The sequence below is a fragment of the Amycolatopsis sp. NPDC043887 genome, assembly GCF_056435665.1.
In genome coordinates, this window is record NZ_JBWKEB010000010.1 from 172,808 (window position 1) to 195,251 (window position 22,444).

General features: G+C 70.1%; 22 protein-coding genes. 2 read left to right on the top strand and 20 right to left on the bottom strand.

Annotation, left to right across the window (positions count from 1 at the left end):
* Positions 1-54: 54 nt before the first annotated feature.
* Both AC069H_RS26525 and AC069H_RS26530 read right to left on the bottom strand, forming a co-directional pair.
* Positions 55-2,052: a DUF6779 domain-containing protein gene (locus AC069H_RS26525; RefSeq protein WP_478234167.1), complete on the bottom strand. Its 1,998-nt coding sequence runs from the start codon at positions 2,050-2,052 to the stop codon at positions 55-57.
* A gap of 69 nt (positions 2,053-2,121) precedes the next feature.
* The gene (locus AC069H_RS26530) at positions 2,122-2,583 is read right to left on the bottom strand and encodes a DUF3180 domain-containing protein (RefSeq protein ID WP_478229252.1); all 462 of its coding nucleotides are present in this window, start codon (positions 2,581-2,583) and stop codon (positions 2,122-2,124) included.
* Between the two features lie 60 nt (positions 2,584-2,643).
* On the opposite strand from AC069H_RS26530, the gene AC069H_RS26535 reads away from it, so the two are divergent.
* Positions 2,644-3,585: a MerR family transcriptional regulator gene (locus tag AC069H_RS26535; protein ID WP_478234168.1), complete on the top strand. Its 942-nt coding sequence runs from the start codon at positions 2,644-2,646 to the stop codon at positions 3,583-3,585.
* 102 nt (positions 3,586-3,687) lie between these two features.
* On the opposite strand, the gene folK is transcribed toward AC069H_RS26535, so the two are convergent.
* From folK to dacB, 13 genes are all read right to left on the bottom strand, one after another.
* Entirely contained in the window at positions 3,688-4,179 is a 492-nt protein-coding gene (folK, locus tag AC069H_RS26540; RefSeq protein WP_478234169.1) for a 2-amino-4-hydroxy-6-hydroxymethyldihydropteridine diphosphokinase, read from the bottom strand.
* 99 nt (positions 4,180-4,278) lie between these two features.
* On the bottom strand, positions 4,279-4,692 hold the full coding sequence (gene folB / locus AC069H_RS26545; protein WP_478234170.1) for a dihydroneopterin aldolase: 414 nt from the start codon (positions 4,690-4,692) through the stop codon (positions 4,279-4,281).
* Positions 4,685-5,527, bottom strand: a complete 843-nt coding sequence (gene folP, locus AC069H_RS26550; RefSeq protein ID WP_478229248.1) for a dihydropteroate synthase — start codon at positions 5,525-5,527, stop codon at positions 4,685-4,687. The genes folB and folP overlap by 8 nt, the downstream gene beginning before the upstream one ends.
* Entirely contained in the window at positions 5,524-6,138 is a 615-nt protein-coding gene (gene folE, locus AC069H_RS26555) for a GTP cyclohydrolase I FolE (RefSeq protein WP_478234171.1), read from the bottom strand. Before folE ends, folP begins: the two co-directional genes overlap by 4 nt.
* Positions 6,107-8,512 (bottom strand): ATP-dependent zinc metalloprotease FtsH, encoded by a 2,406-nt coding sequence (gene ftsH, locus AC069H_RS26560; protein ID WP_478234172.1) that lies wholly within the window; start codon positions 8,510-8,512, stop codon positions 6,107-6,109. The genes folE and ftsH overlap by 32 nt, the downstream gene beginning before the upstream one ends.
* Positions 8,513-8,701: 189 nt before the next feature.
* The gene (locus AC069H_RS26565; protein WP_478229245.1) at positions 8,702-9,535 is read right to left on the bottom strand and encodes an ESX secretion-associated protein EspG; all 834 of its coding nucleotides are present in this window, start codon (positions 9,533-9,535) and stop codon (positions 8,702-8,704) included.
* A 281-nt stretch (positions 9,536-9,816) separates the two neighbouring features.
* Positions 9,817-10,611 (bottom strand): ESX secretion-associated protein EspG, encoded by a 795-nt coding sequence (locus tag AC069H_RS26570; protein ID WP_478234173.1) that lies wholly within the window; start codon positions 10,609-10,611, stop codon positions 9,817-9,819.
* Positions 10,612-10,806: 195 nt separating this feature from the next.
* Positions 10,807-12,174, bottom strand: a complete 1,368-nt coding sequence (locus tag AC069H_RS26575; RefSeq protein WP_478234174.1) for a WXG100 family type VII secretion target — start codon at positions 12,172-12,174, stop codon at positions 10,807-10,809.
* A 17-nt stretch (positions 12,175-12,191) separates the two neighbouring features.
* Complete coding sequence (locus AC069H_RS26580) at positions 12,192-12,554, bottom strand: hypothetical protein (protein ID WP_125683481.1); 363 nt, start codon at positions 12,552-12,554, stop codon at positions 12,192-12,194.
* A gap of 144 nt (positions 12,555-12,698) precedes the next feature.
* A complete protein-coding gene (hpt, locus tag AC069H_RS26585) occupies positions 12,699-13,262 on the bottom strand; it encodes a hypoxanthine phosphoribosyltransferase (RefSeq protein WP_034310045.1) in 564 nt (187 codons plus the stop codon).
* 13 nt (positions 13,263-13,275) lie between these two features.
* Positions 13,276-14,250 (bottom strand): tRNA lysidine(34) synthetase TilS, encoded by a 975-nt coding sequence (tilS, locus tag AC069H_RS26590; protein ID WP_478234175.1) that lies wholly within the window; start codon positions 14,248-14,250, stop codon positions 13,276-13,278.
* A complete protein-coding gene (locus tag AC069H_RS26595) occupies positions 14,247-15,275 on the bottom strand; it encodes a zinc-dependent metalloprotease (protein WP_478234280.1) in 1,029 nt (342 codons plus the stop codon). The genes tilS and AC069H_RS26595 overlap by 4 nt, the downstream gene beginning before the upstream one ends.
* Positions 15,276-15,483: 208 nt before the next feature.
* Positions 15,484-17,490: a D-alanyl-D-alanine carboxypeptidase/D-alanyl-D-alanine endopeptidase gene (gene dacB / locus AC069H_RS26600; protein ID WP_478234176.1), complete on the bottom strand. Its 2,007-nt coding sequence runs from the start codon at positions 17,488-17,490 to the stop codon at positions 15,484-15,486.
* A 167-nt stretch (positions 17,491-17,657) separates the two neighbouring features.
* Here dacB and AC069H_RS26605 point away from each other — a divergent pair, with 167 nt between their 5' ends.
* On the top strand, positions 17,658-18,176 hold the full coding sequence (locus AC069H_RS26605; protein ID WP_016337787.1) for an inorganic diphosphatase: 519 nt from the start codon (positions 17,658-17,660) through the stop codon (positions 18,174-18,176).
* A gap of 66 nt (positions 18,177-18,242) precedes the next feature.
* On the opposite strand, the gene AC069H_RS26610 is transcribed toward AC069H_RS26605, so the two are convergent.
* The 5 genes from AC069H_RS26610 to AC069H_RS26630 form a co-directional block, all read right to left on the bottom strand.
* The gene (locus AC069H_RS26610) at positions 18,243-19,511 is read right to left on the bottom strand and encodes a serine hydroxymethyltransferase (RefSeq protein ID WP_478234177.1); all 1,269 of its coding nucleotides are present in this window, start codon (positions 19,509-19,511) and stop codon (positions 18,243-18,245) included.
* 111 nt (positions 19,512-19,622) lie between these two features.
* Positions 19,623-20,042, bottom strand: a complete 420-nt coding sequence (locus tag AC069H_RS26615) for a CGNR zinc finger domain-containing protein (RefSeq protein WP_478234178.1) — start codon at positions 20,040-20,042, stop codon at positions 19,623-19,625.
* Positions 20,039-20,470 (bottom strand): uL11 family ribosomal protein, encoded by a 432-nt coding sequence (locus AC069H_RS26620; protein ID WP_478224413.1) that lies wholly within the window; start codon positions 20,468-20,470, stop codon positions 20,039-20,041. Before AC069H_RS26620 ends, AC069H_RS26615 begins: the two co-directional genes overlap by 4 nt.
* 34 nt (positions 20,471-20,504) lie before the next feature.
* Positions 20,505-21,026 (bottom strand): gamma carbonic anhydrase family protein, encoded by a 522-nt coding sequence (locus AC069H_RS26625; protein ID WP_478224412.1) that lies wholly within the window; start codon positions 21,024-21,026, stop codon positions 20,505-20,507.
* Between the two features lie 137 nt (positions 21,027-21,163).
* The gene (locus AC069H_RS26630; protein WP_478234281.1) at positions 21,164-22,390 is read right to left on the bottom strand and encodes a M14 family metallopeptidase; all 1,227 of its coding nucleotides are present in this window, start codon (positions 22,388-22,390) and stop codon (positions 21,164-21,166) included.
* Positions 22,391-22,444 lie beyond the last annotated feature (54 nt).

Below are 22,444 nucleotides of genomic sequence, written 5' to 3' on the forward strand. Positions count from 1 at the left end.
GGCCGAAGACCTGGCCCTGCCGACGCCGATCGCTGGTTCACCTGTCGGACGCGGTCAGTCTTCGGCGCGCCGCCTGCGCCGCGGAGTGGATTCGTTCGCGCCGTTGGCGGCGAGCAGATCCATCACCGACCGGCCGGAGGCGTGGGAACCCGCGGCGGAGTTCTCCGGACGGCTGTGCGAGGACCCGTTGCGGGACGACTCCTCGTCGTCCGGCTTCGCCCGCCTGCCGCCGTGACGGCCACCTGTGGACTCGGTGCTCTGCCAGACCGGGGGCTCCCCGTCCGGACGACGGCGACGACCGCCACCGGTGGGCTCGGGGACGTTCGGGGCCGGGGTGAGCGAAACCGAGGAGTCTTCCGCCGCGCGACGACGGCGTCCACCGCCGCCGTTCTGCGCCAGGCGGATCTCTTCGGGCAGCGTCGGGTTGACCGCGGGCGGCTCCTCGGCGGGCGGCGAGCTGTGCCGCGACGGCGCCTCGGCCGCCGGACGGCGCACCGGTTCGGGCTCCGGCTTCCGCACGGGCTCGGCCCGGCGAGGCGGCTCGGACACGGCCGGGATCGACGGCGGCGTCGGCGGCTCCGGCTCACGGCGCGGCTCCGGCCTCGGCTCGGGCCGGGGCAGGGAGACCGAGGGCTGGGGCTTCGGCGGCGGCGTGGGACGCGGCCGGTCCTGGAAGTCGTCCTTCCTGGGGAACGCCGCGCTCAGGTCGGAGACCGGGCGCTCCTGCGTCCACGACGGCTTCCACTCGCCGGTGGCCTCCATCGGCTCCGGCGCGGCGGGCTTGTTCGCGGGCGGCGGCGTGCCGCCGGCCGGACTGGACCGCTCGACCGGCTTCATACCGGGGCGGGTCAGGCCGAGCTCGCGGTTCGGGCGGGGACGGTCCGGCTCGACCTTCTTGACCGGCTTCGCCTGCGCGGGGGGCTTCACCGGCGGCGTCTGCTTGCGGGTCTGCTCCTCGGGCCGCGTCGCGGGAGGACGCTGCACGGTGCCGGCGTCGAGCCGCTGCCGCAGCGAAGACTGCTGCGGGCGGCGGGGCGGTTCGTTGCGCTGGGGTTCCGGGCGCTGGGGCCGCCGGGCGACGGTGGGCATCGACGGCTGCGAGACCTCCGCGCGCGACACACCCGGCATGGACGGGCGGGACACCTCGGCCGGGGTCACCGGCGGCGGGGTCTTGCGCTGGGGGTCGACCCTCGGCATCGGCCGGGAGACCTCGGCGGGCGACATCCCGGGGTTCGACATCTCGAGCCGCTCGCGACGGGCGGCTTCGGCGGCGAGTGCTTCGGCCGCCTTCGAGGCGCGGGCGTCCGCCTTGCGCATACTGCGGCGAGTCGGCTCGTCGACCGGCTTCGGCCGCTGGACCTGATTGCTCTGGCCGTAGCCGTTGGTGCCGTTGACCTGGCCGTTCGCCGGTTTGCGGCGAGCGGCGGGCGGTGTCCCGGCCCGCGCGGAGGCGGGCTCGAGGACGCGGTCGATCATCTCGGTCGGGCGGTCGCGCTCACGCTCGTCGACGTCGATCGTGGTGCTTTTGGCCGCCATGAGCTGGGGTTTTCCGTTGCCGTTCTCGGACCCGGCGCTCATCAGCTGCTTGTTGTCGAGGGACCGCATCCGGGTGGCTTGCGCGGTGAGCGCGACGCGTTCGAGGAGGACCTCGCCGCCGAAGAGCGACTGGAGGCTCTCACGCAGAGCGCTCACCTCGGCTCTGAGCGCTTCGAGCTCTTCCTGGGAGCGGCTCTCGGCGGCCTGCCTGGTCTCCGCCTCGATTTCGAGCTCGAACTCGCGGCGGGCGGCGATCTCGCGTTCCAGCTCCAGCTCGTAGACGGCCTGCGCCTCGGCGACGGCGTCCTCGCTCTGTGACACGTGCTTGCGGTAGCGGACCGCCAGGAACGCACCGATCAAGGCGGCCCACAGCGCCGCGACGATCCCCAGACGCAAGTAGCGGAGGTCGTCGGAAAGCACCAATGCGAGAGTCGCGCCGACGGCGAGAACCAAGCCGACGACAAGCCACGGCCTACCCGCAAGGCGGCCGCGCGAGTCGTCACCCACCCCGGTCATGCCCAACACCGTACCTTCTAGTAATCCGAACGAGACCTAGTCGGTACTTCGAGCGGTGGCTCCCGAGCGTTAACCGGTCGGCGCGGGATCGCTGTCCCGATCACCGCCCTCGGGGGTCCGGCAGCAGTGTTCGAGCCATAAAGCCGCAGCTACCAGCGCCGCCGAGCTGACGATCCCGACCGTCGCCGAGCGGAGATCACCGCTCGCCGCGAGGAGTTCGTCACGTCGCGGAAAAAGATACGCGAAAGCCGCGAGCCAGACGCCCGTCATGGCGGATCCGGCGAGCGAAGAGGCCTTGGCGAGGGCCACCGATCGGGCGACGGAGATCGCGGCGAGCACGCGGCCCTCCTTGATCCGCGACCGGATGATGAAGGCGAGCACGAACTCGCAGAGCGCGAGGACGAGCAGCGTGACTCCGGCGAAGAGCGGAAGCGCGGGGATGGATCCGTAGGCGACCTGGAAGACCAGATAGGCCAGGACCAGACCCAGGAGGCCGGCCACCGCCAGCTCACGTGGCCGGGTGAAGTGCATGGTCCAACGCTACCTGGCAGGCTTGACTCTCCACCAACTGGAGAGTCGACGATGAAGCATATGGGCACCGCAGCGGTTTTCACCATCGGGGAGCTGGCCAAACGGACCGGCCTGCCGGTGAAGACCATCCGCTTCTACTCCGACGAGGGGCTCCTGCCCCCGACCGACCGCACCAGCTCCGGCTACCGGCTCTACGACGCCACCGCGATGGCGCGCCTCGAGCTGGTCCGGACGCTGCGGGAGCTCGGGCTCGGCCTCGCCGACGTGGAGCGGGCGCTGACCAGGGAAGCGACCATCGGGGACCTCGCGGTCCAGCACGTCGCCGCCCTGGACGAGCAGATCCGGCGGCTGAAGCTGCGCCGGGCGGTTCTGCGAGCGGTGGCCAAACGGGATTCACCACTGGAGGAGGTCGAACTGATGAACAAACTCGCGTCGATGTCGGACGAAGACCGCAAACGTTTGCTCGACGAGTTCTGGGCGGACATGGTCGAAGGGCTCGAACTGGATCCGGAGTTCTACGAGCGGATGCGCTCGGCGAAACCGGAACTGCCCGACGACCCGACGCCCGAGCAGCTGGAGGCCTGGATCGAGTTCGCCGAACTCGTGCAGGACGAGGAGTTCCGCGCGTCCATCCGGCGGATGAGCGAGTGGCACTCGCAGCTCCGGAAGCAGGACGGAGCGGACTTCAGCGCGAAGCAGCAGGAGCTGTGGATGGCGTGGAGCGCGAAGGCGACCGAAGCGCTCGAAGCCGGCCTCGCGCCCGACTCGGCCGAGGGCCGGGAGCTGGCGGAGACGATCTTCACGCAGTCTTCGCGGAACGGCCAGGACCCGGCCGACCCCGCCTGGCGGAAGCGGCTGACCGACGGTATGGCGATCAGCTCCGACCCGCGCGCCGAGCGGTACTGGCTGCTGCTGGGGAAGATGAACGGCTGGCCGTCGTTCCCCTCGCAGATGGCGCAGGCCGAGTGGATCATCGCCGCCCTGCGCTCCGCGCTGGGGTAGCAAGGGACCTTTGCTACCACCCGCGGCTCGCCGCGCACTTAGTCCTCCGCATGCGGTGGTTCGTGGCGCGAACTACCGCATTCAGAGGACGAAATGCGGGGGTCAGGCGAGGGGCAGGGAGGTGAGCCGGACGGAATCGCGGTCCGCAGGGGGGCGGGCGGCGAGGAGGTCGGCGACCGGACCGTGGCCGGGGAGCACCGCATCGGGCTCGATCTCCAGCCAGGGGATCAGCACGCTCGCGCGCTCCGGCGTGCCGGGATGAGGAAGCAGCAACTGGGGGTCGTCGGAGCGAACCTCGTCCACGGTCACTATGTCGACATCCAGCGTGCGCGGACCCCACCGGAGTTCGCGCACGCGCTCCGCCGCCTGCTCGGCGGCCTGCCCGGTGCGCAGCCAGTCCCAGTGATCACGCGCCGGGTCGTCGACCAGGACGACGGCGTTGAGGAAGTCCGGCTGATCCTCGACGCCCCACGCCTTGGTCTCGTAGACCGACGACACCGCGACGACCGCGGGCCGGACCGCGTCGACGGCGGCCTGAAGGAACGCGAGCCGGTCCCCGAGGTTGGAACCGAGCGAGAGCAGCGCGCGGCTCATCGCTCCCGCCGTCTCTGTGAGTGCGCGCAGCGCACGATCGGAGACTTCACCGCGCGCGCCCTCTTTCGCGGCCGCCAGAACGCGTTGCCGGGGCGCCGGTCATGCCGACCGCCGGGGTGACTCCGGTCCGCGCCCCGTCTCCGCGTTTTCGTCAGCGCGCGCGGAAAACACCGTGACCGCGACGTCGTCGAAGTTCAGCGGGATCGGCGCGGACGGCTTGTGCACCGTCACCTCGACGGCGGTCAGCCGCTCGTCGCGCAGCACCTCTTCGGCGATCTTCCCGGCGACACTCTCGATGAGGTCGTACGGCTCGCCCGCCACGATCCCGGCCGCGAGTTCCGCGAGTTCGCCGTAGTGCAGCGTCTTGGTCAGGTCGTCGGACGCGGCGGCCGGGCCGAGGTCCAGCCACACCACGATGTCGACGACGAACTCCTGCCCGTCCCGCTTCTCGTGGTCGAAGACCCCGTGCCTGCCGAAGACCCGCAATCCGGTCAACGTGATCCGGTCAGACAACAGGACTCCCCTTCCGCCAAGCCGCCGCGACGGTCACCGCGTCGATACTCGCGCCGACCTCGTGCACCCGCACACCCCAGGCGCCGGCCGCCGCGGCGAGCGCGGACACGGCCGCGGTCGCGTTCTCGCGGCCGTCCGGCGGAGCGGGTTTTCCGTCCTTTCCGGACAAAAGGCGCCCGAGGAACCGTTTGCGCGACGCGCCGACGAGAACCGGGAAACCCAATGACAGGAAGGAATCCAGGCCGTTCAACAAGGCCCAGTCGTGTTCGGCGTTCTTCGCGAACCCGAGCCCAGGGTCGAGCACGATCGCGCCGCCGTCGACACCCGCGGCGAGCGCTTCGTCCACTCGGGACAGCAGTTCGGCGCGCACGTCCACGACGACGTCCTCATAGGACGCCAGCGCGTTCATGTCCTTGCTGTGCCCACGCCAGTGCATCAGGACATACGGGACACCGGTCTCGGCGGCGACCTTCGCCATGTTCGGATCGGCCAGCCCGCCGGAGACGTCGTTGATGACGGACGCGCCGGCCTCGACCGCGGCGAGGGCGACCTCGGCCCGCGTGGTGTCCACGGACATCGCGATCCCGTCGGCGGCGAGCGCGCGAATCACCGGCATGATCCGGGAAATCTCGGTCTCGGCGTCCACCCGGGACGCTCCCGGCCGCGTCGACTCCCCGCCGACGTCGATCAGATCCGCGCCGCGCGCCCACATCTCGCGCGCGTGCTCCAGCGCCTGCTCGACACCGAGGTAGCGGCCACCGTCCGAAAAGGAATCAGGGGTGACGTTGAGAATGCCCATCACCGCGCACCGGCCGGGCCGGGGCAGGGCGGTCATCGACGGCCCTTGATCAGATCCAGCGCCTCCGCCCGCGAGGACGCCGAAGTCTGCAACAGCCCGCGCACGGCGGACGTCGTCGTCCTGGCGCCGGGCTTGCGGATGCCACGCATGGCCATGCAGAGATGTTCGGCCTCGACCACGACGATCGCGCCGCGGGGCGCGAGTTTGCGCATGAGCGCGTCGGCGACCTGGGAAGTGATGCGTTCCTGGACCTGGGGACGCTTGGCGTAGAGATCGACAAGGCGAGCCAGTTTGGACAGGCCGGTGACCTTGCCGTGCTCATTGGGGATGTAGCCGACATGGGCGACGCCATGGAATGACAACAAGTGGTGTTCACAGGTGCTGAACATCGGAATGTCCGTCACCAGCACGAGTTCTTCGTGTGCCTCGTCGAACGTGCGGTCCAGGACGTTGTCCGGTTCGGTGTAGAGCCCGGCGAACATTTCCCGGTAAGCGCGAGCGACCCGGGCCGGGGTCTCCAAGAGACCGTCCCGGTCCGGGTCCTCTCCACAGGCGAGCAGGAGTTCGCGTACGGCCTTCTCGGCCCGGTCCTGGTCGAAGACCGGGCTTGCGCCGTTACCGCTTGGTGTCGTCCTGTCCGTCGTCACGCCGTTGCTGTCCTTCGTCCTGCTGACCGCCGGGCTGGTCAGGGAACCAGCCTTCACGCGGGCGGTCTTCGGCGGGACGCCAGGGCTGGTTCGGCTGGCCGCCCGGCTGCGTGGCCGGGGTCCATCCGGGAGGAGCCCCGTAGTTCGGCGGGCCGCCTACGGGCCCACCCTGGTAACCGCCTGCCGGTCCGCCCGGCTGCTGCCCACCATATGCCTGGGGCCAGTGACCGGTGCCGTTCGGCCCACCGTTGGGGCGACCACCGTTGGGGTAGGCGCCCGGCGGCGGAGGAGCGTAGGGGTTGGCGTTCGGCTCCGGCGGCGCGTACGGCGGGCCACCGGGAAGGTCGCCGCCGCCCTGCGCGGTGCCGACCGGGGTCGGCGCCGGCTGCAGCACCGGCTGCTCCTTCTTCTCCTCCGGCGGGGGCCACGGCTCGCCGCGCTCCATGGCCAGCTCGCCGGGGGTCTTGATCGGCGGCTTGTCGGACGGCTTCCGGTCGCCGAACTCGTTGAAGATGGTGATGTGCGGGCGCTTCTCGACGGTCGCGAAGATCCGCTCGAGGTCCTTGCGGGTCAGCGTCTCCTTCTCGAGGAGCTCGATGACCAGCTCGTCCAGCACGTCGCGGTAGGTGCTCAGCACGTGCCACGCCTCGGTGTGCGCGGTCTCGATGAGCTTGCGCACCTCCTCGTCGATCTCGTGCGCGACTTCCAGGGAGTAGTCCGCCTGGCGGCCCGCCGAGCGGCCGAGGAACGGGTCGCCCTGTTCCTGGCCGTACTTGACCGCGCCGAGCCGGGCGCTCATACCGTATTCGGTGACCATCGCGCGGGCGATCTTCGTCGCCTGCTCGATGTCGGAGGAGGCACCGGTGGTGGGCTCGTGGAAGACGAGTTCCTCCGCCGTCCGGCCGCCCATCGCGAAGACCAGGCGCCCGATCATCTCCGAGCGGGTCATCAACTCCTTGTCGTCCTCCGGGACGAGCAGGGCGTGACCGCCGGTGCGCCCGCGCGGCAGGATCGTCAGCTTGTAGACCGGTTCGATATCCGGCATCGCCCACGCGGCGAGCGCGTGCCCGCCCTCGTGGTAGGCCGTGATCTTCTTCTCCTTCTCGGAGATGATCCGGCTCTTGCGGGCGGGGCCGCCGACGACGCGGTCGACGGACTCCTCCAGCGCGGCGTCGGTGATCACGTGCCCGTTCTGGCGGGCGGTGAGCAGCGCTGCCTCGTTGAGCACGTTCGCCAGGTCCGCGCCGGACATGCCGACGGTCCGCTTGGCGAGGCTGCCCAGGTCGGTGCCCTGCGCGATCGGCTTGCCCTTGGCGTGCACCTCGAGGATCGCCTTGCGGCCGCGCATATCCGGCGCGGACACCGGGATCTGGCGATCGAAGCGGCCGGGGCGCAGGAGCGCCGGGTCGAGGATGTCGGGACGGTTGGTCGCGGCGATCAGGATGATGCCGCCGCGCGCGTCGAAGCCGTCCATCTCGACGAGGAGCTGGTTCAGCGTCTGCTCGCGTTCGTCATGGCCGCCACCGAGGCCGGCGCCGCGCTGGCGGCCGACCGCGTCGATCTCGTCGACGAAGATGATGCAGGGCGCGTTCTGCTTGGCCTGCTCGAACAGGTCGCGGACTCGCGAGGCGCCGACACCGACGAACATCTCGACGAAGTCGGAACCGGAGATCGTGTAGAACGGCACGCCCGCCTCGCCGGCGACGGCTCGGGCGAGCAGCGTCTTACCGGTACCGGGCGGCCCGTAGAGCAGGACGCCCTTGGGGATCTTCGCGCCGAGCGCCTGGTAGCGCGCCGGGTTCTGCAGGAAGTCCTTGATCTCGTACAGCTCTTCGACGGCCTCGTCGGCGCCCGCGACGTCCCCGAAGGTCGTCTTGGGCATGTCCTTGTTGAGCTGCTTGGCCTTCGACTTGCCGAAGTTGAGGACGCGGTTCCCGCCGCCCTGTGCGTTGTTCATCATCCACATCAGCAGGCCCAGCACCAGCGCCAGCGGGATGGCGAAGATCAGGATCTGGGTGAGGACGTTCTGCTGGGTGACCTTGGTGGTGAACTTGACCGGGTTGTCACCGCTCTTGAGGCCGATGAGCTGGCCGTAGATGGTGCCCGCGACGTTCGCCGGGTACTGCGCGATGATCTGGTCGACCTGCTGGCCGTCGACCTCGATCTTCTTGTTCAGCAGCAGCTTGATCTGCTGCTCCTTGTCCTCTTGCGAGGCTTCCTTGACGTTGTTCGCGGTGATCTGCTGGTTCGCGATCGAGATCGGCACCTGGGTGTAGCCACGATCACTGTCGAAGATCGTGTTGTATGCGAGAAACGCCAGTACCGCCGCGAGAATCCAGAGCACTGGGTTCTTGAGCACGCTCTTCCGGTTCATACGACTCGGCCCTGGTGGCCTCGACCCTTCCTGGTTGGGCGGCTCCTGTGATACCCGCCATCACGATCTTGACGACCCATGGTGCTCCGACACCCGCCCCTCAGGATACCGCCCGCCTGGACGGATGAGGGTGGTGAGCCTCTCGGACGTAAACGGCGGACGTCGCGCGAGGGTTCCCGGAGCGGGACCCTACCGTGTGTCGACCGCCACACCGGCGGCCATTTCGCCCAGCCGCATTCGGAGTGTCTTGACGTCGGCAGGCGAGACGGTGACCCACTCGCGTCCGTCGGGACCGGCCTGTGACGTGCTGAGATAGCGGCCGCTGGCGGTGTCGAACCAGCCGAGGACCCGGGACCGCTGCTTGGCGCCCACGTGGGACCGGCTGTTCGCTGCGAGCTGACCGCCGCGCAGCCTCGGCTGGCCGGTGAGCTTGCCGAACGCCTCGCGCGGGTCCGCGGTGATGCGTTCACTGAGCGAGACACGCGGCTTGTCCTTGCGGCGGGGCTTCGCCGCTTCGGGCTCCTCGGCCTGCTTCGTCGGGTTGATGGCGGCGCGAATCGGCTCGGTGCGGCGGGCGTCGTCGATCGGCAGCGTGACGGACGCCTCCGAGCCGCGCTGCCCGGGGGGCAGCAGGTCGACGACCGCCGTCGGGAGCCCGTCGGCGGGTGCCTCACGCAGCCAGATCCCGGACTGGTCCTGGATCGCGATCACCGCGTCGCGGCCGTCGGTGGCGCCGAGCACGGCGATGGTCGGGGCCTGGAATTCGGGGATGTGCAGGGCGTCGATGGTCAGCGAGCCGCGGGCGAGGAGGTACAGCCAGTCCTCGATCCGCCGCTCCAGCCTTCCCCGGCCGTCGCGGATGCCGCGGGCCTGGAGTTCGTTGTCGACGCGCTGGCGCAGCGCCCGGCGCTCGAGCTCGGTCGCGCCGTGCGACCGGACGCGCAGCGGGTACGGCAGGTCGCCGAGCTCGGCGGACTCCCAGAGGAAGTCGAACGCCATCGGTGTGAAGTGTTCCTGGTGCATGTGCTCCGTGCCCTCCCGGCACCTCGGCTTCATGGGCCTCGGGACGCCCAGAGGTTCACGATAGCGAAGGGGTACGACGGTCGGCGGCCGGATCGGCCGATCATCGACGACCGGTACACGGCCGCGGCTCCGGAACCCGGTTCCCGGCAAAGTCGGATGGCTGCGGTGGTCGTGAGTGGCGAAGGCTTCTTTCGCGACGTCCGATGTCTCGAAAGTGGCTTTCGCGGCACGGGGTGGGGGGCGATCGGGGAGCAGTGCAGGGCCCCTTGCCCACCCTCGGCTCAGTGCGCGGGCGAGGCCTCGGCCGCGATCTTCCCCAGCAACTCCGTGAGCCGCTGCCGCAGCGTCGCCGGGTCCGCGGGCGCGACGGTGATCCAGTCCCGGCCGTCGGAACCGCGGGTGGCCTGGGTGAAGTACCGGCCGGACTGCGTGTCGAACCAGCTCAGCACCGAAGACCGGCTCCGCGTGCCGTGTTTGCTGCGCGCGTTGGCGCCGAACTGGCCACCGCGAAGCCGCGGCTGCGCCTGAAGCCTCGACAGGGCCTTGCGGTCCTCGTCGGACGTCGCCGAGCCGTCGACCTGCGGCTGGCGGCGCTGGAGGAAGTCCGCGCCCGAAGCGCCGACGAGCCCGTCCAGCGGGAGGGTGATCGACTTCTCCGTCCCGCGCGAACCCGGCGGCAGGAGGGAGACGATCGCGCTCGCGAGGCCGTCCGGGGCGATCGGGTGGAAGTGGAAACCGCGCGGGTCCTGCACCGTCAGCAGGCCTTGGCCGCCGAGCAGCGACGCGACCGCGAGCAGCGGTTCGGTGTTGGGATTGTTGAGCTGGACGCAGTCCAGGCTCAGGTCCGGCCTCGCGAGGACACCGAAGCAGTCCTCGATATGCGGCTCGGGGCGTCCGCGCTCGTCGGCGAGACGACGCTGGTTCAGCGACTGGAGCGTCTGCGTCCGCAGGGCGCCGCGCTCGTCCATGGTCGCCCCGTGCGAGCGGAGCCGCAGCGGGTACGGCAGCTCTCCGGCGTTCGCGCCCTCCCACAGGAAGTCCAGCTCGACCGGGGTGAGCAGTTCACCGTTCGCCATCTTCCGCCCCTAGTGTCTGTTGGTGAACCCGCGTCCGCGATCGGCGTCGGCAGGACACTGCTTGGTCAGCTGCCTCACGACCGCGGACAGGGCGTCCTGCCACCGCGATGGCGGGGCCTTCGGCCGGGGCAGGCTCTCGCACGAAGTCAGCGGGCGCGCGGCCGGATCGGCCGCGCGCCCGGTGAAAAAACCGCTCTAGCGTTCGTCGTCTTCGGTCCAGGCGCCGATGACCGGCGGCGGGGTCGCCTCGTTGGCGCCGAAGGCGTCGTCCGGGTCCGGCTCGATGAGGAACGACGCGTGCGTGTGCTCCTCTTCCTGCTCGGCCTGCGCGCCGTGGGCGCCCATGCCCATGCCGCCGCCCATACCGTGCATCGGCGGCGGGGTGGCGCCGCCGATGGTGCCGCTGGAGGACACGATGCCCTGCTGCGGAACGGCCTGGGACGCGGCGCTCTGCGCGGGCCCGCCCTTCTCGGTGGCGGCGGCGTCGGTGCTGTCGGTGTCCTTGGCTCCGGACTTGTTGCCCTGGCCGAGCGCCTTGGCGCCCGCGTAGCCGAGGCCACCGCCGAGCGCGGCCGCGGTGAGGGCCTGGCCGAGCCCGTTGCCGCCGCTCGCCGGGGCGTGCGGGGTCATCGGGGCACCGGCGCCGGACGCGACGCCCGCACCCGGCGCGACACCGGCGGCCGGGCTCGCGGCGGGGCTGTACCCGGCCTGCGAGAACACGCCCGAGTCCGGACCGGCGTGGACGGGAGCCCCGACGCTGCCCTGCGCGCCGCCATAACCGTGCGTACCGCCGAAGACGGGGGTGCCGGAGACCGCGCCCGAGTTGAGGCCTGCGCCGCCGATGTTGCCGATGCCGCTGAACGAAGCGCTGTTGTGCGTCGCGGTCGGCTTCATGCCGAGGGATTCGGGGCCGAAGCTCGGGGTCGAGCTGTCGACCTCGCTCATCTCCTTGGTGTAGGCCTCGAGGAACCTGGCCTGCTCCGCCCGCACTTCCTTGTCCTGGTCGGCGAGGGGCTTCTGGTCGGTGATCATGCCGATCGGGCCCGCCGCCAGCGCCTGGCCCATGGCCTTCTCGGGGCTGTAGTCGGTCGGCTTCGGCATGAGCTTGACCTTGGTGGCGGCGTCGGCCTGTTTCTGCAGCCTGTCCGACATCGTGTGCGCGGCCTCGGAGGCCTGCGAACCCGAGTTCGCGATGGCGACCAGCGAACCCTGCGCGGCCGCGGCGCCCTGCCCGATCCAGGCGGCGCCCAGTTCGGAGATCGCGTTGTAGAGGTCGTTCGACGCCTGGCTCAGCTTGCTGCCGTGCGAGCCCCACGACTGGCTGATGGCGGTCGCCGTGCTGGGGTCGTTGCCGATGTTGGCCTGGTTCCACAGGTCCTGGCTGCTCGGCGCGCTCTCCCAGTTCGGCGGGTTGGTGATGGCGCGGTCGGCGCCGATGTCGAACCCGTCGGAACGGCCGCGCGCGGAGGAGACGATGCTCTCGGCGTGCGAGTTGTCGCCGAGCTGGACCGGCGTGGTGCTGCTGCTTTCGCCGTAAGAGTCGGCGCTGTGCTTCGGTGGCATGGCTTTCTGACTCCCCCTCAGACGTTACGGAACGGCTCGGCCGCGGCCTGGTCGATCTCGTGGTAGCGGGCCATCGCCGTCACGATGCCGGACTCGGCGGCCTCGTACTGCTGGAAAAGGTTCTGGAGCGCGGCCGCGTACGAGTCGCCTCCGCCGTCGGCACGGTTCGCCACCTTCGCGGCGATCGCGTTGCCGACCGGGTTGTTGCCCAGCTTCGGCGCCTGCCCGAGGTCGCCGGCCCGCTGGAGGAGGGCCTCGATGGCGTCCTTGCCGGTGCGGATCTTGTTCAGGACGGTCTGGGCCGCGTCAGGGTCGATCCCGACCTGACCCTGGGCCGCGGCGTTCTTGAACGCGTTCGCGTCCGCCAAGCTGTTCCCCATCTGAGCTCTCTCCGTTTCCCCCGGGCCAGGCCACGACGGCTGCGTGGCAAAGGTCTTCGCATAGGTTAACGCACTCGATCGCAGCCTATGACGCGTTCTCGCCGCTCAGGGTTCCGTATTTCCGCACACGCGGGCAAGCGGTTCTCAGGACGTGTAAACGTGCGGATCCAAGGTGCCGATGTAGGGCAGGTCCCGGTAACGCTCCGCGTAGTCGAGGCCGTATCCGACTACGAATTCGTTGGGAATGTCGAACCCGATGTACTTGACCGGTACGTCGACCTTGACCGCCTCCGGCTTGCGCAGGAGCGAGACGACCTCGAGCGACGCGGGGTTCCGGCTCGCGAGGTTCTTCAGGAGCCAGGACAGGGTCAGCCCGGAGTCGACGATGTCCTCGACGATGAGCACGTCGCGGCCGGCGATGTCGCGATCGAGGTCCTTGAGGATCCGCACCACGCCGGACGACGACGTCGCCGAGCCGTAGGAGGAGACCGCCATGAACTCGAGCTGACAGGGAAGGGGGAGCGCCCTGGCGAAGTCGGTCATGAACATCACCGCGCCCTTGAGCACGCCGACGAGCAGGAGGTCTCCCTGCCCGGCGCCGGGGCCGTCGGCCGGGTAGTCCGCCGCGACCTTTGCCGCCAGCTCGGCGATCTTGTCGTTGATCTGCTGCTCGGTGACGAGCACGGAGGCGATCTCGCCTTCGTACACGGGACGATCCCCTCTAGGTGGTGGACTGGGGTGCTTCGAGGGAGAGCCTGCCATGCGCCCGCGCGGCCACCAAGTCGCCGGGTAGCCAGACCCCGCCCTGACCCCGCCAGTTCCCCACCAGAGCGTCGACCGAACGCAGGTGGGCGTCGGTGAGTTCGCGGACACCGGAGTCCAGCAGCCACCTGCGGAGGACGCGTCGCCGCAGCGCGGGCGGTTCGGTGGCGAGCACCGCGACGTCGAGCCCTTCGCCGGTGAAGGCACGCAGGTGGACCTCGCCCGCGAGTGTGTCCAACGCCTCCGTGTCTTCGCGCAGTTGCGCCGCCGTGCGGGCGAGCGACGCCGCGACACCGCCGGACAGCACATCCTCCAGAAGGGGCAGTACTTCGGTCCGTAACCGGACACGGGTGAACCGCGGGTCTTCGTTGTGCGGGTCCTGCCACGGGTCGACGCCGAGCGCCTGGCAAGCCCGCCGGGTGGTGGCACGGGTGACGCCGAGCAGTGGCCGTCCCCACGGCGGGTCGTGCGGGCGCATCCCGGCCAGCGAACGCGGCCCGGAGCCCCTGCCGAGGCCGAGCAGCACGGTTTCGGCCTGGTCGTCGAGGGTGTGGCCGAGCAGGACGACCCCGCGTCCGTCCGGCAGCGCCGAGCGCAAGGCGCCGTAGCGGGCCCGGCGGGCCGCCGCCTCCGGTCCGCCCGCGCCCTCGACCCGCACCTTCAGGACTTCGGCCGTGTCGGCGCCCAGCTCCCGCGCCGTGTTCGCGGCGCGGGCGGCGGTTTCGGCGGAACCCTCCTGGAGGCCGTGGTCGACGACGAGTGCCCGCACCTTCAGTCCCGCGCGGCCGCCGGTGAACGCGGCCGCTTCGGCCAGCGCCAAGGAGTCCGCGCCGCCGGAGACCGCGACGCACACTTCCTCGGCTTCGCTCACCGAGGCCAGGAAGTCCCGCACGGCCGTCCGCACGGCCGCGATCGCCGGATCCGGTCCGCTCACCCGTGCAGGCGCCGTACCCAGGCCGCCGGATCGCTGATCTCGGCCCTGGTCGGCAGCGTGTTCGGCGACGTCCACACCGCGTTGAAGCCGTCCATGCCGACGGCGTCGACGACGTGCTTGGTGAACTTCGCGCCCTGTTCGTACTGGCGCAGCTTCGCGTCCACGCCGAGGAGGCTGCGCAGCACGCGGTCGATCAGGCCGCCGCCCTTGCGCCGGGCGGTGAACCGCGAACGGATCAGCTCGACACTCGGCACGACCTGCGGCCCGACGGCGTCCATCACGAAGTCGGCGTGCCCCTCCAGCAGCGTGGACAGGGCGAGGAGCCGGTCGAACACCGCTCGTTCGCTCGGCGACTGCAGGAGTTCGGCGAGACCGGCGCCGCCCGCCTTGCCCTTGCCGATCTGCTTGATGGTGTCCGGCAGGCGGCCGACCAGATCGCTCAGGCCGTCCGCGTCCCGGCCGGCGAGCCCGCCGATCAGGCGCTCGACCTCGTCGGCGAAGTAGTCGCGCAGCCAGGTGACGGCGGTGAACTGCAACCGGTGGGTGCACTCGTGCAGGCAGACCCACAGCCGGAAGTCATGGCCCGGCACGTCCATCGCGCGCTGGGCGGCGACCACGTTCGGCGCGACGAGCACCAGATGCCCGGCGCGGTCCGGCCCGCCGAACGGGTCGTACTGCCCGAGCACGCGGGAAGCCAGGAAGGCGAGCACCAGACCGGTCTGAACACCGGCGCCCCCGGCCAGCACGGGCGCCAGCGGGCCGCCCTGTGCCTCCGGCAGCGCACGGCCGGTGAGCGCGTCGAGGCCGGCCGCGGCCGAACGGACCCAGCCGGGCCTGTCGACGACTTCGGCGGGCAGCAGCGGCAGGTCGAGGCCGAGACCGGTCAGCTCACGGACATGCCTCTCCGCCTCGCCGGTCAGGTCACGGAGATCGGCGACGGCCTCTTCGGCCTCTTCGCGGTCGACCACCGGGCCGCCGCGCACCAGGAGGGCACCCGTCGAGGCGGCCAGGGACCAGTCGACCATCGAACGTGTCTTGGTCGGCGTTTCCTCAGTCACTCTTATGACGCTACCCGCTGGAAGACCGGATTCCGTCCCGACTTCCTCACGCTCCGATTCCGGTCACTCACCGGCAGCCGGTCGGCGGAGCAGGTGCGGATGAACGAAGGTGACCGACTACGACGTGAACCCGCCCGCCGAAGGCCCCGCGATCGCGGTCGCGGGTTCACCGAAATCATCTGCAGCCGCACTTGTGCAGCGTCGCCGCGACGACGTCGAGCGCCGCCCTGCCCTTGTTCTGGTCCGAACCGGACGACATCAGCGCGAACACCAGCATCCGGCCGTCGGTGTCCAGCACCACGCCCGCCAGGGTGTTCACCCCGGACAGCGTGCCGGTCTTGCCGCGCACCCAGCCGCGGCCCGCGGCCGACGCCGGATCGCCGTAGCGCTTCTCCAGCGTCCCGCTGCCACCCGCCACGGGGAGGCCGGCCAGCAGGGGCCGCAGTTTGGCCGTCCTCGGATCCTTGCCGTCCGGTGCCGCCGCGACCGCGAGGATCTCGCTGAGCACCTTGGCCGGGATCTTGTTCAGGTCGGACAGTCCGCTGCCGTCGTTGATCTGGACACCGGTGAGGTCGAACCCGGCCTGCTTGAGCACGTCCATCGTCGCGGTCGCGCCGCCGGTGAACGACGCCTCGGCGCCCTTCGAGATCGCGAGCTGGCGGGCGAGGACATCGGCCATCAGGTTGTCCGAAAGCTGCATCAGCGAGTTGGCGAACTCCGCGAGCGGCTGCGACTTGACCTCGCCGAGCACCTTCGCGTCCTTCGGCGCCGTCGTCGTACCGCCGGTTTGGGCTTCGAGCTTGCCCGCGATCTTCTGGGTCAGCGCGGCAGCCGGGTTCGCGACGCGGGGCGCGTGGTCGTTCTTCGGGTCGGCGCGGCCGCCGTCGGCCATCACGGGGAGGACCGGCGCCATGTAGGTGTTCCCGGCGGCGGTGTCCTCCGGGTCCCAGCCCTTCGCGGACGTCGGCCCCTTGAACAGGCTGATGTCCAGCTGGACCTTGGAGATCTTGCCGCCCGCGGCCTTCTTGACCTGGGCGACGAGGTCGTCGACATGGGCCGCGCCCGGGTACAGCGGCGAGTCCGTGCCCAGCGGCAGCGAGGTCAGCGACGGGTCGCCGCCCGCGACGAGGACGACCGTGCCCGGCTCGGCGCCCTGGACGATCTTCGTCGAGAACTGCGTCCCGTGGTCCATCGACAGCAGAGCGGCCGCGACGACGAGGATCTTCGTGGTCGACGCCGGGGTCAGCGGGGTTCCGGAGTTCTTGTCCCACAAGACTTCGCCGGACGCCGCGTCCACGACGGTGCCGGTGAGCGTGCCCAGGTCCGGGGAACCGGCGGGGCCCGCCAGCGCGGCCGCGAGACCTTCCTTCGTCGGCCCGGCGCCGTTGATGTCCGGCCCGTGCAGGACCCGGGTGATACCCGCGGGTTTGGGGATCTCGCCCTTCGGCGCGTTCGGCGCCCAGGGCAGGCCGAGGCGGTTCGACACCTTCGGCATCGCGGCGGCGCCACCCATCCCGGCGAGCAGCAGGACGACGACCAGGGTCGTGATCAGCAGGGCTTTGCGCTTGCGCTTCGGCTTCGGCGCGGGCGCGGCCTCGGTTGCAGGGGGTTCCTGGGACGGCGGCTCGGGCCGCTGGATCCCGACGGTCGCTTCGGAGCCGACGCGCTCTTCGGCGGGCTCGATGCGGACCGGGCGCGCGTGCATGGTCGCGGACGGGACCTGCGCGGGAGGCGGCGGCTCGACCCGGCTCTGCTCGGGACGGCGGGGCGGCTCCTGACGCGGAGGCTCCTGCCTCGGCTCGGGTCTCGGGGATTCGGCGACCCTGTCGAACTGGTCCCAGTCCGGCTCGTCGGTCTGCCGCGGCTGGACGGGCTGGACGAAAAGCGTCTTCGGCTCTTCGCGCTGTTCAGGCTCGACCGGCGTCACCGGTTCGAAGGCGGACCACTTCGGCGTCGGGGTCTCCGGAACATCCGGTTCCTCCTCCACCTCGACGACCGGCTCGAACCAGGAGCCACTTTCGGGTGTGACCTTCGGCACTGACAGCTCTTCGGTCTTGCCGTTCGCCATCCCCGTCATGGGCAGCCAGATGGTGGCCTCGCCCTCCCCCTTGGTGCTCTTGGGCTCGGCGGATGAGGTGTCCTTGTCGTCCGACGGCCACCTCGGGGCATCGTTTTCCGGCACTCAACGCTCCTTCATCCACCGTCCGGGGAAGGGGCCAAGCTCACATACGACCACATCGATGCGACCGCCCGAGCCCCCGTGGTCCACACTAGTGAAGACAAGACGATGATTTCGGTGAGCCGTCCGCGACGGCGGGGCGTACCAAAGACGAGAGCAGCGAGGCCGGCGTGGAATTCGACGTCACTATCGAAATCCCCAAGGGGGAGCGCAACAAGTACGAGGTGGACCACAAGACCGGTCGGATCAAACTCGACCGGACGCTGTTCACCGCCACCCAGTACCCCGCCGACTACGGGTTCATCGACGACACCCTCGGCCAGGACGGCGACCCGCTCGACGTGCTGGTGCTCGTCCAGGAGCCGACCTTCCCCGGCTGCCTGATCCGCTGCCGCGCGATCGGCATGTTCCGGATGACCGACGAGAAGGGCCCGGACGACAAGGTCCTCGCGGTGCCGACGAACGACCCGCGGCTGGAGCACCTGCGCGACATCCACCACCTGAACGAATTCCACAAGCTCGAGATCCAGCACTTCTTCGAGGTGTACAAGGACCTGGAGCCGGGCAAGAGCGTCGAGGGTTCGACCTGGGTCGGGCGCTCCGAGGCCGAGGCCGAGATCAAGCGTTCGCTCGACCGTGAGACCGACCGGCTGGCCAAGGAGGCCATCGACGGTCCGGCGGCTCACTAGTCGCAGTGCCGAAGGGGCCCTTCACCGCATCACGTGCGGTGAAGGGCCCCTTCGCGCTCTACCTGCTTAAGCCGAGTAGCCCGGGATCGGGAACGGCGCCAGGAACTCGCGGATCTCGGCGGCGATGGTGTCCAAGGCGGACTGTTCCTCGCCCGCCGCCGCGGTGATCGTGCGGTCGATCCACTCCGCGACCCGCGTCTGGTGCTCCGGCTTGAGCCCGCGGGTGGTGATCGCGGAGGTGCCGAGCCGGATGCCGGACGGGTCGAACGGCTTGCGCGGGTCGAACGGCACGGTGTTGTAGTTCAGTTCGATACCGGCCCGGTCCAGCGCCTGCGCGGCGGGCTTGCCCGGCACGTTCTTGTTCGTCAGGTCGATCAGCAGCAGGTGGTTGTCGGTGCCACCGGACACGAGGTCGTAGCCGCGCTCCACCAGCGCCTCCGCCAGCGCCCGCGCGTTGGCGACGATCGTGTGCGCGTATTCGGAGAACTCCGGCTTCCGCGCCTCGCCCAGCGCGACGGCGATCGCGGCGGTCGTGTGGTTGTGCGGGCCGCCCTGCAGCCCGGGGAAGACCGCCTTGTCGACGGCCTTCGCGTGGTCGGCGTCGGAAAGGATCATCGCGCCGCGCGGACCACGCAGCGTCTTGTGCGTGGTCGTGGTGATGACCTGCGCGTGCCCGACGGGAGATGGGTGCGCGCCGCCGGCGACCAGCCCGGCGATATGCGCGATGTCGGCGACCAGGACGGCGTCGACCTCGCGGGCGATCTCCGCGAACGCCGGGAAGTCGATGGTGCGCGGGATCGCGGTGCCGCCCGCGAAGATCAGCTTCGGCCGGTGCTTCAGCGCGAGTTCGCGGACCTGGTCGAGGTCGACGCGACCGGTCTCCTTGCGGACGCCGTAGCGGACCGGGGTGAACCACTTGCCGGTCGCGGACACGCTCCAGCCGTGCGTGAGGTGGCCGCCGTCCGGCAGCGCCATGCCGAGCACGGTGTCACCCGGCTGCGCGAACGCGAGGTACACCGCGAGGTTCGCCGGGGAACCGGAGTATGGCTGCACGTTCGCGTGGTCGACACCGAAGACCGCCTTCGCGCGCTCGATGGCGAGGTTCTCGACCTGGTCGATGAGCTGCTGGCCCTCGTAGTACCGCTTGCCGGCGTAGCCCTCGGAGTACTTGTTGGTGAGGACGGTGCCCGTCGCCTCCAGTACGGCCTGGGAGACGTAGTTCTCGGACGCGATCAGTCGGATCTTGTCGTGCTGGCGTTTCGCCTCGTCCTCCACGAGCCCCGCGATCTGCGGGTCGGCGGCGGCGAGCGCGGAAAGTTCGGGCTGGTGTGTCATCGGACGTACTCCTGCCAGAGACGGCCGGACCCAGGCGCGCGGTACCGGCCTTGTCGTCGCTTCCCGGTGGTGCTCCACCTCAAATGGCGCCAGTCGCTGGTGCGGACCAGACTAGAGCACTCCGCTCGTGCCCGGCTCGGCGTGCGGACGATGCGCGGCGCACCATCGGCGGCTGCATCCGGCCGTGCGATCACAGAACGTCTGTGCGCAGACGGCGCAGCGTTTGATCCGCCGCCAGCCGCCGAACACGACGAGTTCCGCCAGCCCGGAGGCGCCCGTGACCAGGTCCCCGCAGCCCGGCCACGACGCCACCTGCACCATGCGCCAGCCGTTCCCGGCCTCGACCAGCCGGGGCGCGGCACCGTTCCCGGCGAGGACCCGGTTGAGCCGGTCGGCGGCGGCGTGCTCGTCGGGCAGCGCCGAGACGACTCCGGCGAGCCACGGATTCCCTTGCGCCAGCAGCCTTTCCGCGACTTCGAGAGCCGGGTCGAGGTCGCGGAAAGGCGGGACGATCACGTGCTTGCGCGTCACGGTTCTTCGATCGCGACACCCATCGAGCGGGCCGTGCCCGCGACCGTGCGCATGGCCGCGCCGAGGTCGCCGGTGTTGAGGTCCGGCAGTTTCCGCTCCGCGATGCCGCGCAACTGTTCCTGGCTCAGCTTCCCGGCGACCTCATGCCCCGGCCGGCCGGCTCCCTTGCCACCCAAGGCTTTCTTGATGAGGAACGACGTCGGCGGGGTCTTCAGCCGGAGCTCGAAGGAGCGGTCCTCGAACACCGACACGACCACCGGGACGATGTCGCCGCGCTGCGTGGCGGTCGCCGCGTCGTAGGCCTTCTTGACCTCGACGAGGTTCACGCCGGTCTGCCCGAGCGTCTTCCCGAGGTCGACCACCGGCGCGTTGCCGGCGGTCAACTCGAGCGTCGCCTGGTGCGTTTTCTTCTTCGACTTCGGTGCCATGCACCCGAAGCTATGGTCTCCAGTTACTGGAGAGTCAATCGATCGGCTTGACGCTTTCCGCGTGACGGCGCGCCAGCTCCTGGTAGATCGCCGCGTTGTGCTCGACCCAGCCGCGAGCGGTGCCGTCGAGCGGGACGTGCTTCTTCGCCGGGCTGCCCATGGCGACCGTCTCCGGCGGGATGACCATTCCGGGCGTCACCGTGGCACCGGCCGCGACCAGCGCCTTCGCGCCGATCTGGGCCTTGTCGAGCACCGTCGAGCCGTTCCCGATCAACGCCTGCTCGCCGATCGTGCAGTCGTGCACGAGGCACTGGTGCCCGACGGTGACGTTCCTGCCGACCTCGGTCACGCCGCCGTTGACGTGGATGACCGAGTTGTCCTGGATGTTGGCGCCCTCGCGGATGAGGATCCTCCCGAAGTCGGCGCGCAGCACGGCGCCGTACCAGACGGAGGCGCCCTTCTCGACGACGACGTCGCCGATCAGGGTGGCGGTGGGGGCGATCCACGCTTCGGGATCCACCTGGGGACGGTGCCCCTCGAATTCGAACATCGGCATGCCCCGCACCCTATGCGCGAAAGTCCGTGAAGGCCTCCTTCCCTACCTCGAATCCAGGCTGCGCGCGCAGCGCGTCCGTTGAGGGCGGCGGCGGGGGCATGGATGGAGTAGGGAAGGAGGCCTTCACGGAACGTCGCTCAGCCGATGGCGGTGTTGAGGAGGAGGTCCACGGCCTTGTCGTTACGGGTGGTTTCGCGGACGATCACCTCGTCGGGCGGGTAGAAACCGGGGTTCGATCCCCGCGGGTACATCTCGAAGGTGAAGCTCAGGATCTTGTGGGTGCCCCACATCCAGTCGTCGATCGTCCCGTCCGTGATGTACAGGTCGCTCGACTGCTGCGGCGTGTAGCCGTTGGTCGCCGCCAGCTGACGGCCCACCGTCTGGAACCGCTGCGCTTCCGCGGCGGTCATGCCGGGGGCGGTGTCGTTGTAGGTGAAGCCGAACGGCCACAGCACGAGCTCCGAATAGGTGTGGAAGTCGATGCTCGCCTTGATCTGCTGGACGCCGCCGATCTTGCGCGAGTTCACGAAGTTGGACACCGCGCGGGTCTCGGGCGCGGAGAACGCCGAGGGGCCGCGGTAGGTCTCACTGGTCGTCGAGCCCGACGAACCGCCGCAGCAGCCCCAGTTGTAGGCCCAGTTGCGGTTGGGGTCGGTGCCGTTGCCCTGCCGGTTCTTGCGCCAGTACTTGTAACTGCCGCCGGAGATGTCGTACTCCGAGCCGTCCGGGTTGACGTTCGGGATCACGTAGATCTCGACGCTGTCGACGAACCGTTTGATCGCCGGGTCGGAGGCGTAGCCCTGGGTGAACCGGTTCACGATCCGCAGGCACATCTCGGTGGTCAGGTGTTCACGCGCGTGCTGGTTGCAGGTGAAGAGGACTTCGGGCTCGTTCTCGTCGGTCCCGACGTTGTCACTGATCTTCATCATGTTCAGCGCGCGGCCCTGGTACGAGTTGCCGACGCTGCTCAGGCGCGCGATCGAACCGAAATTGGCCTGCGCGTTGCGCAGTTCCGTCGTGACCTCGGCGTAGTTGTGGTAGCCGGAGTCGTACGGCGGGAAGTCGTTGATCGCGTTCGTGCCGACCTTCTCCGAGCGGTCGACGACACCGCGCTGCTCGACCTTGAAACCGAGCGCGCGGACCTTCGCCGCGTCGGACGCCTCGCCGATGAAGGTGGTCGTGCCGCCCGCGGAGCCGAGGACGTCGACACCGAGCCGGGAGATCTGGGTGCGCTGCTGCGAAGTCCCGGTGCCGAAGACCTCGTAGATCTGCACCTGCGCGTCCTCGGCCTGCTGGTCCGCGGTCGCCGGGCTCGCGGCGACCGGGATGGTGAACGCCGCGACGGCCGCGATCGCCACGGCCATGCACCGTCTTATGCGCATCGTCGTCTCCTAGCTCTCAGGCAGGGAAGGGGAACC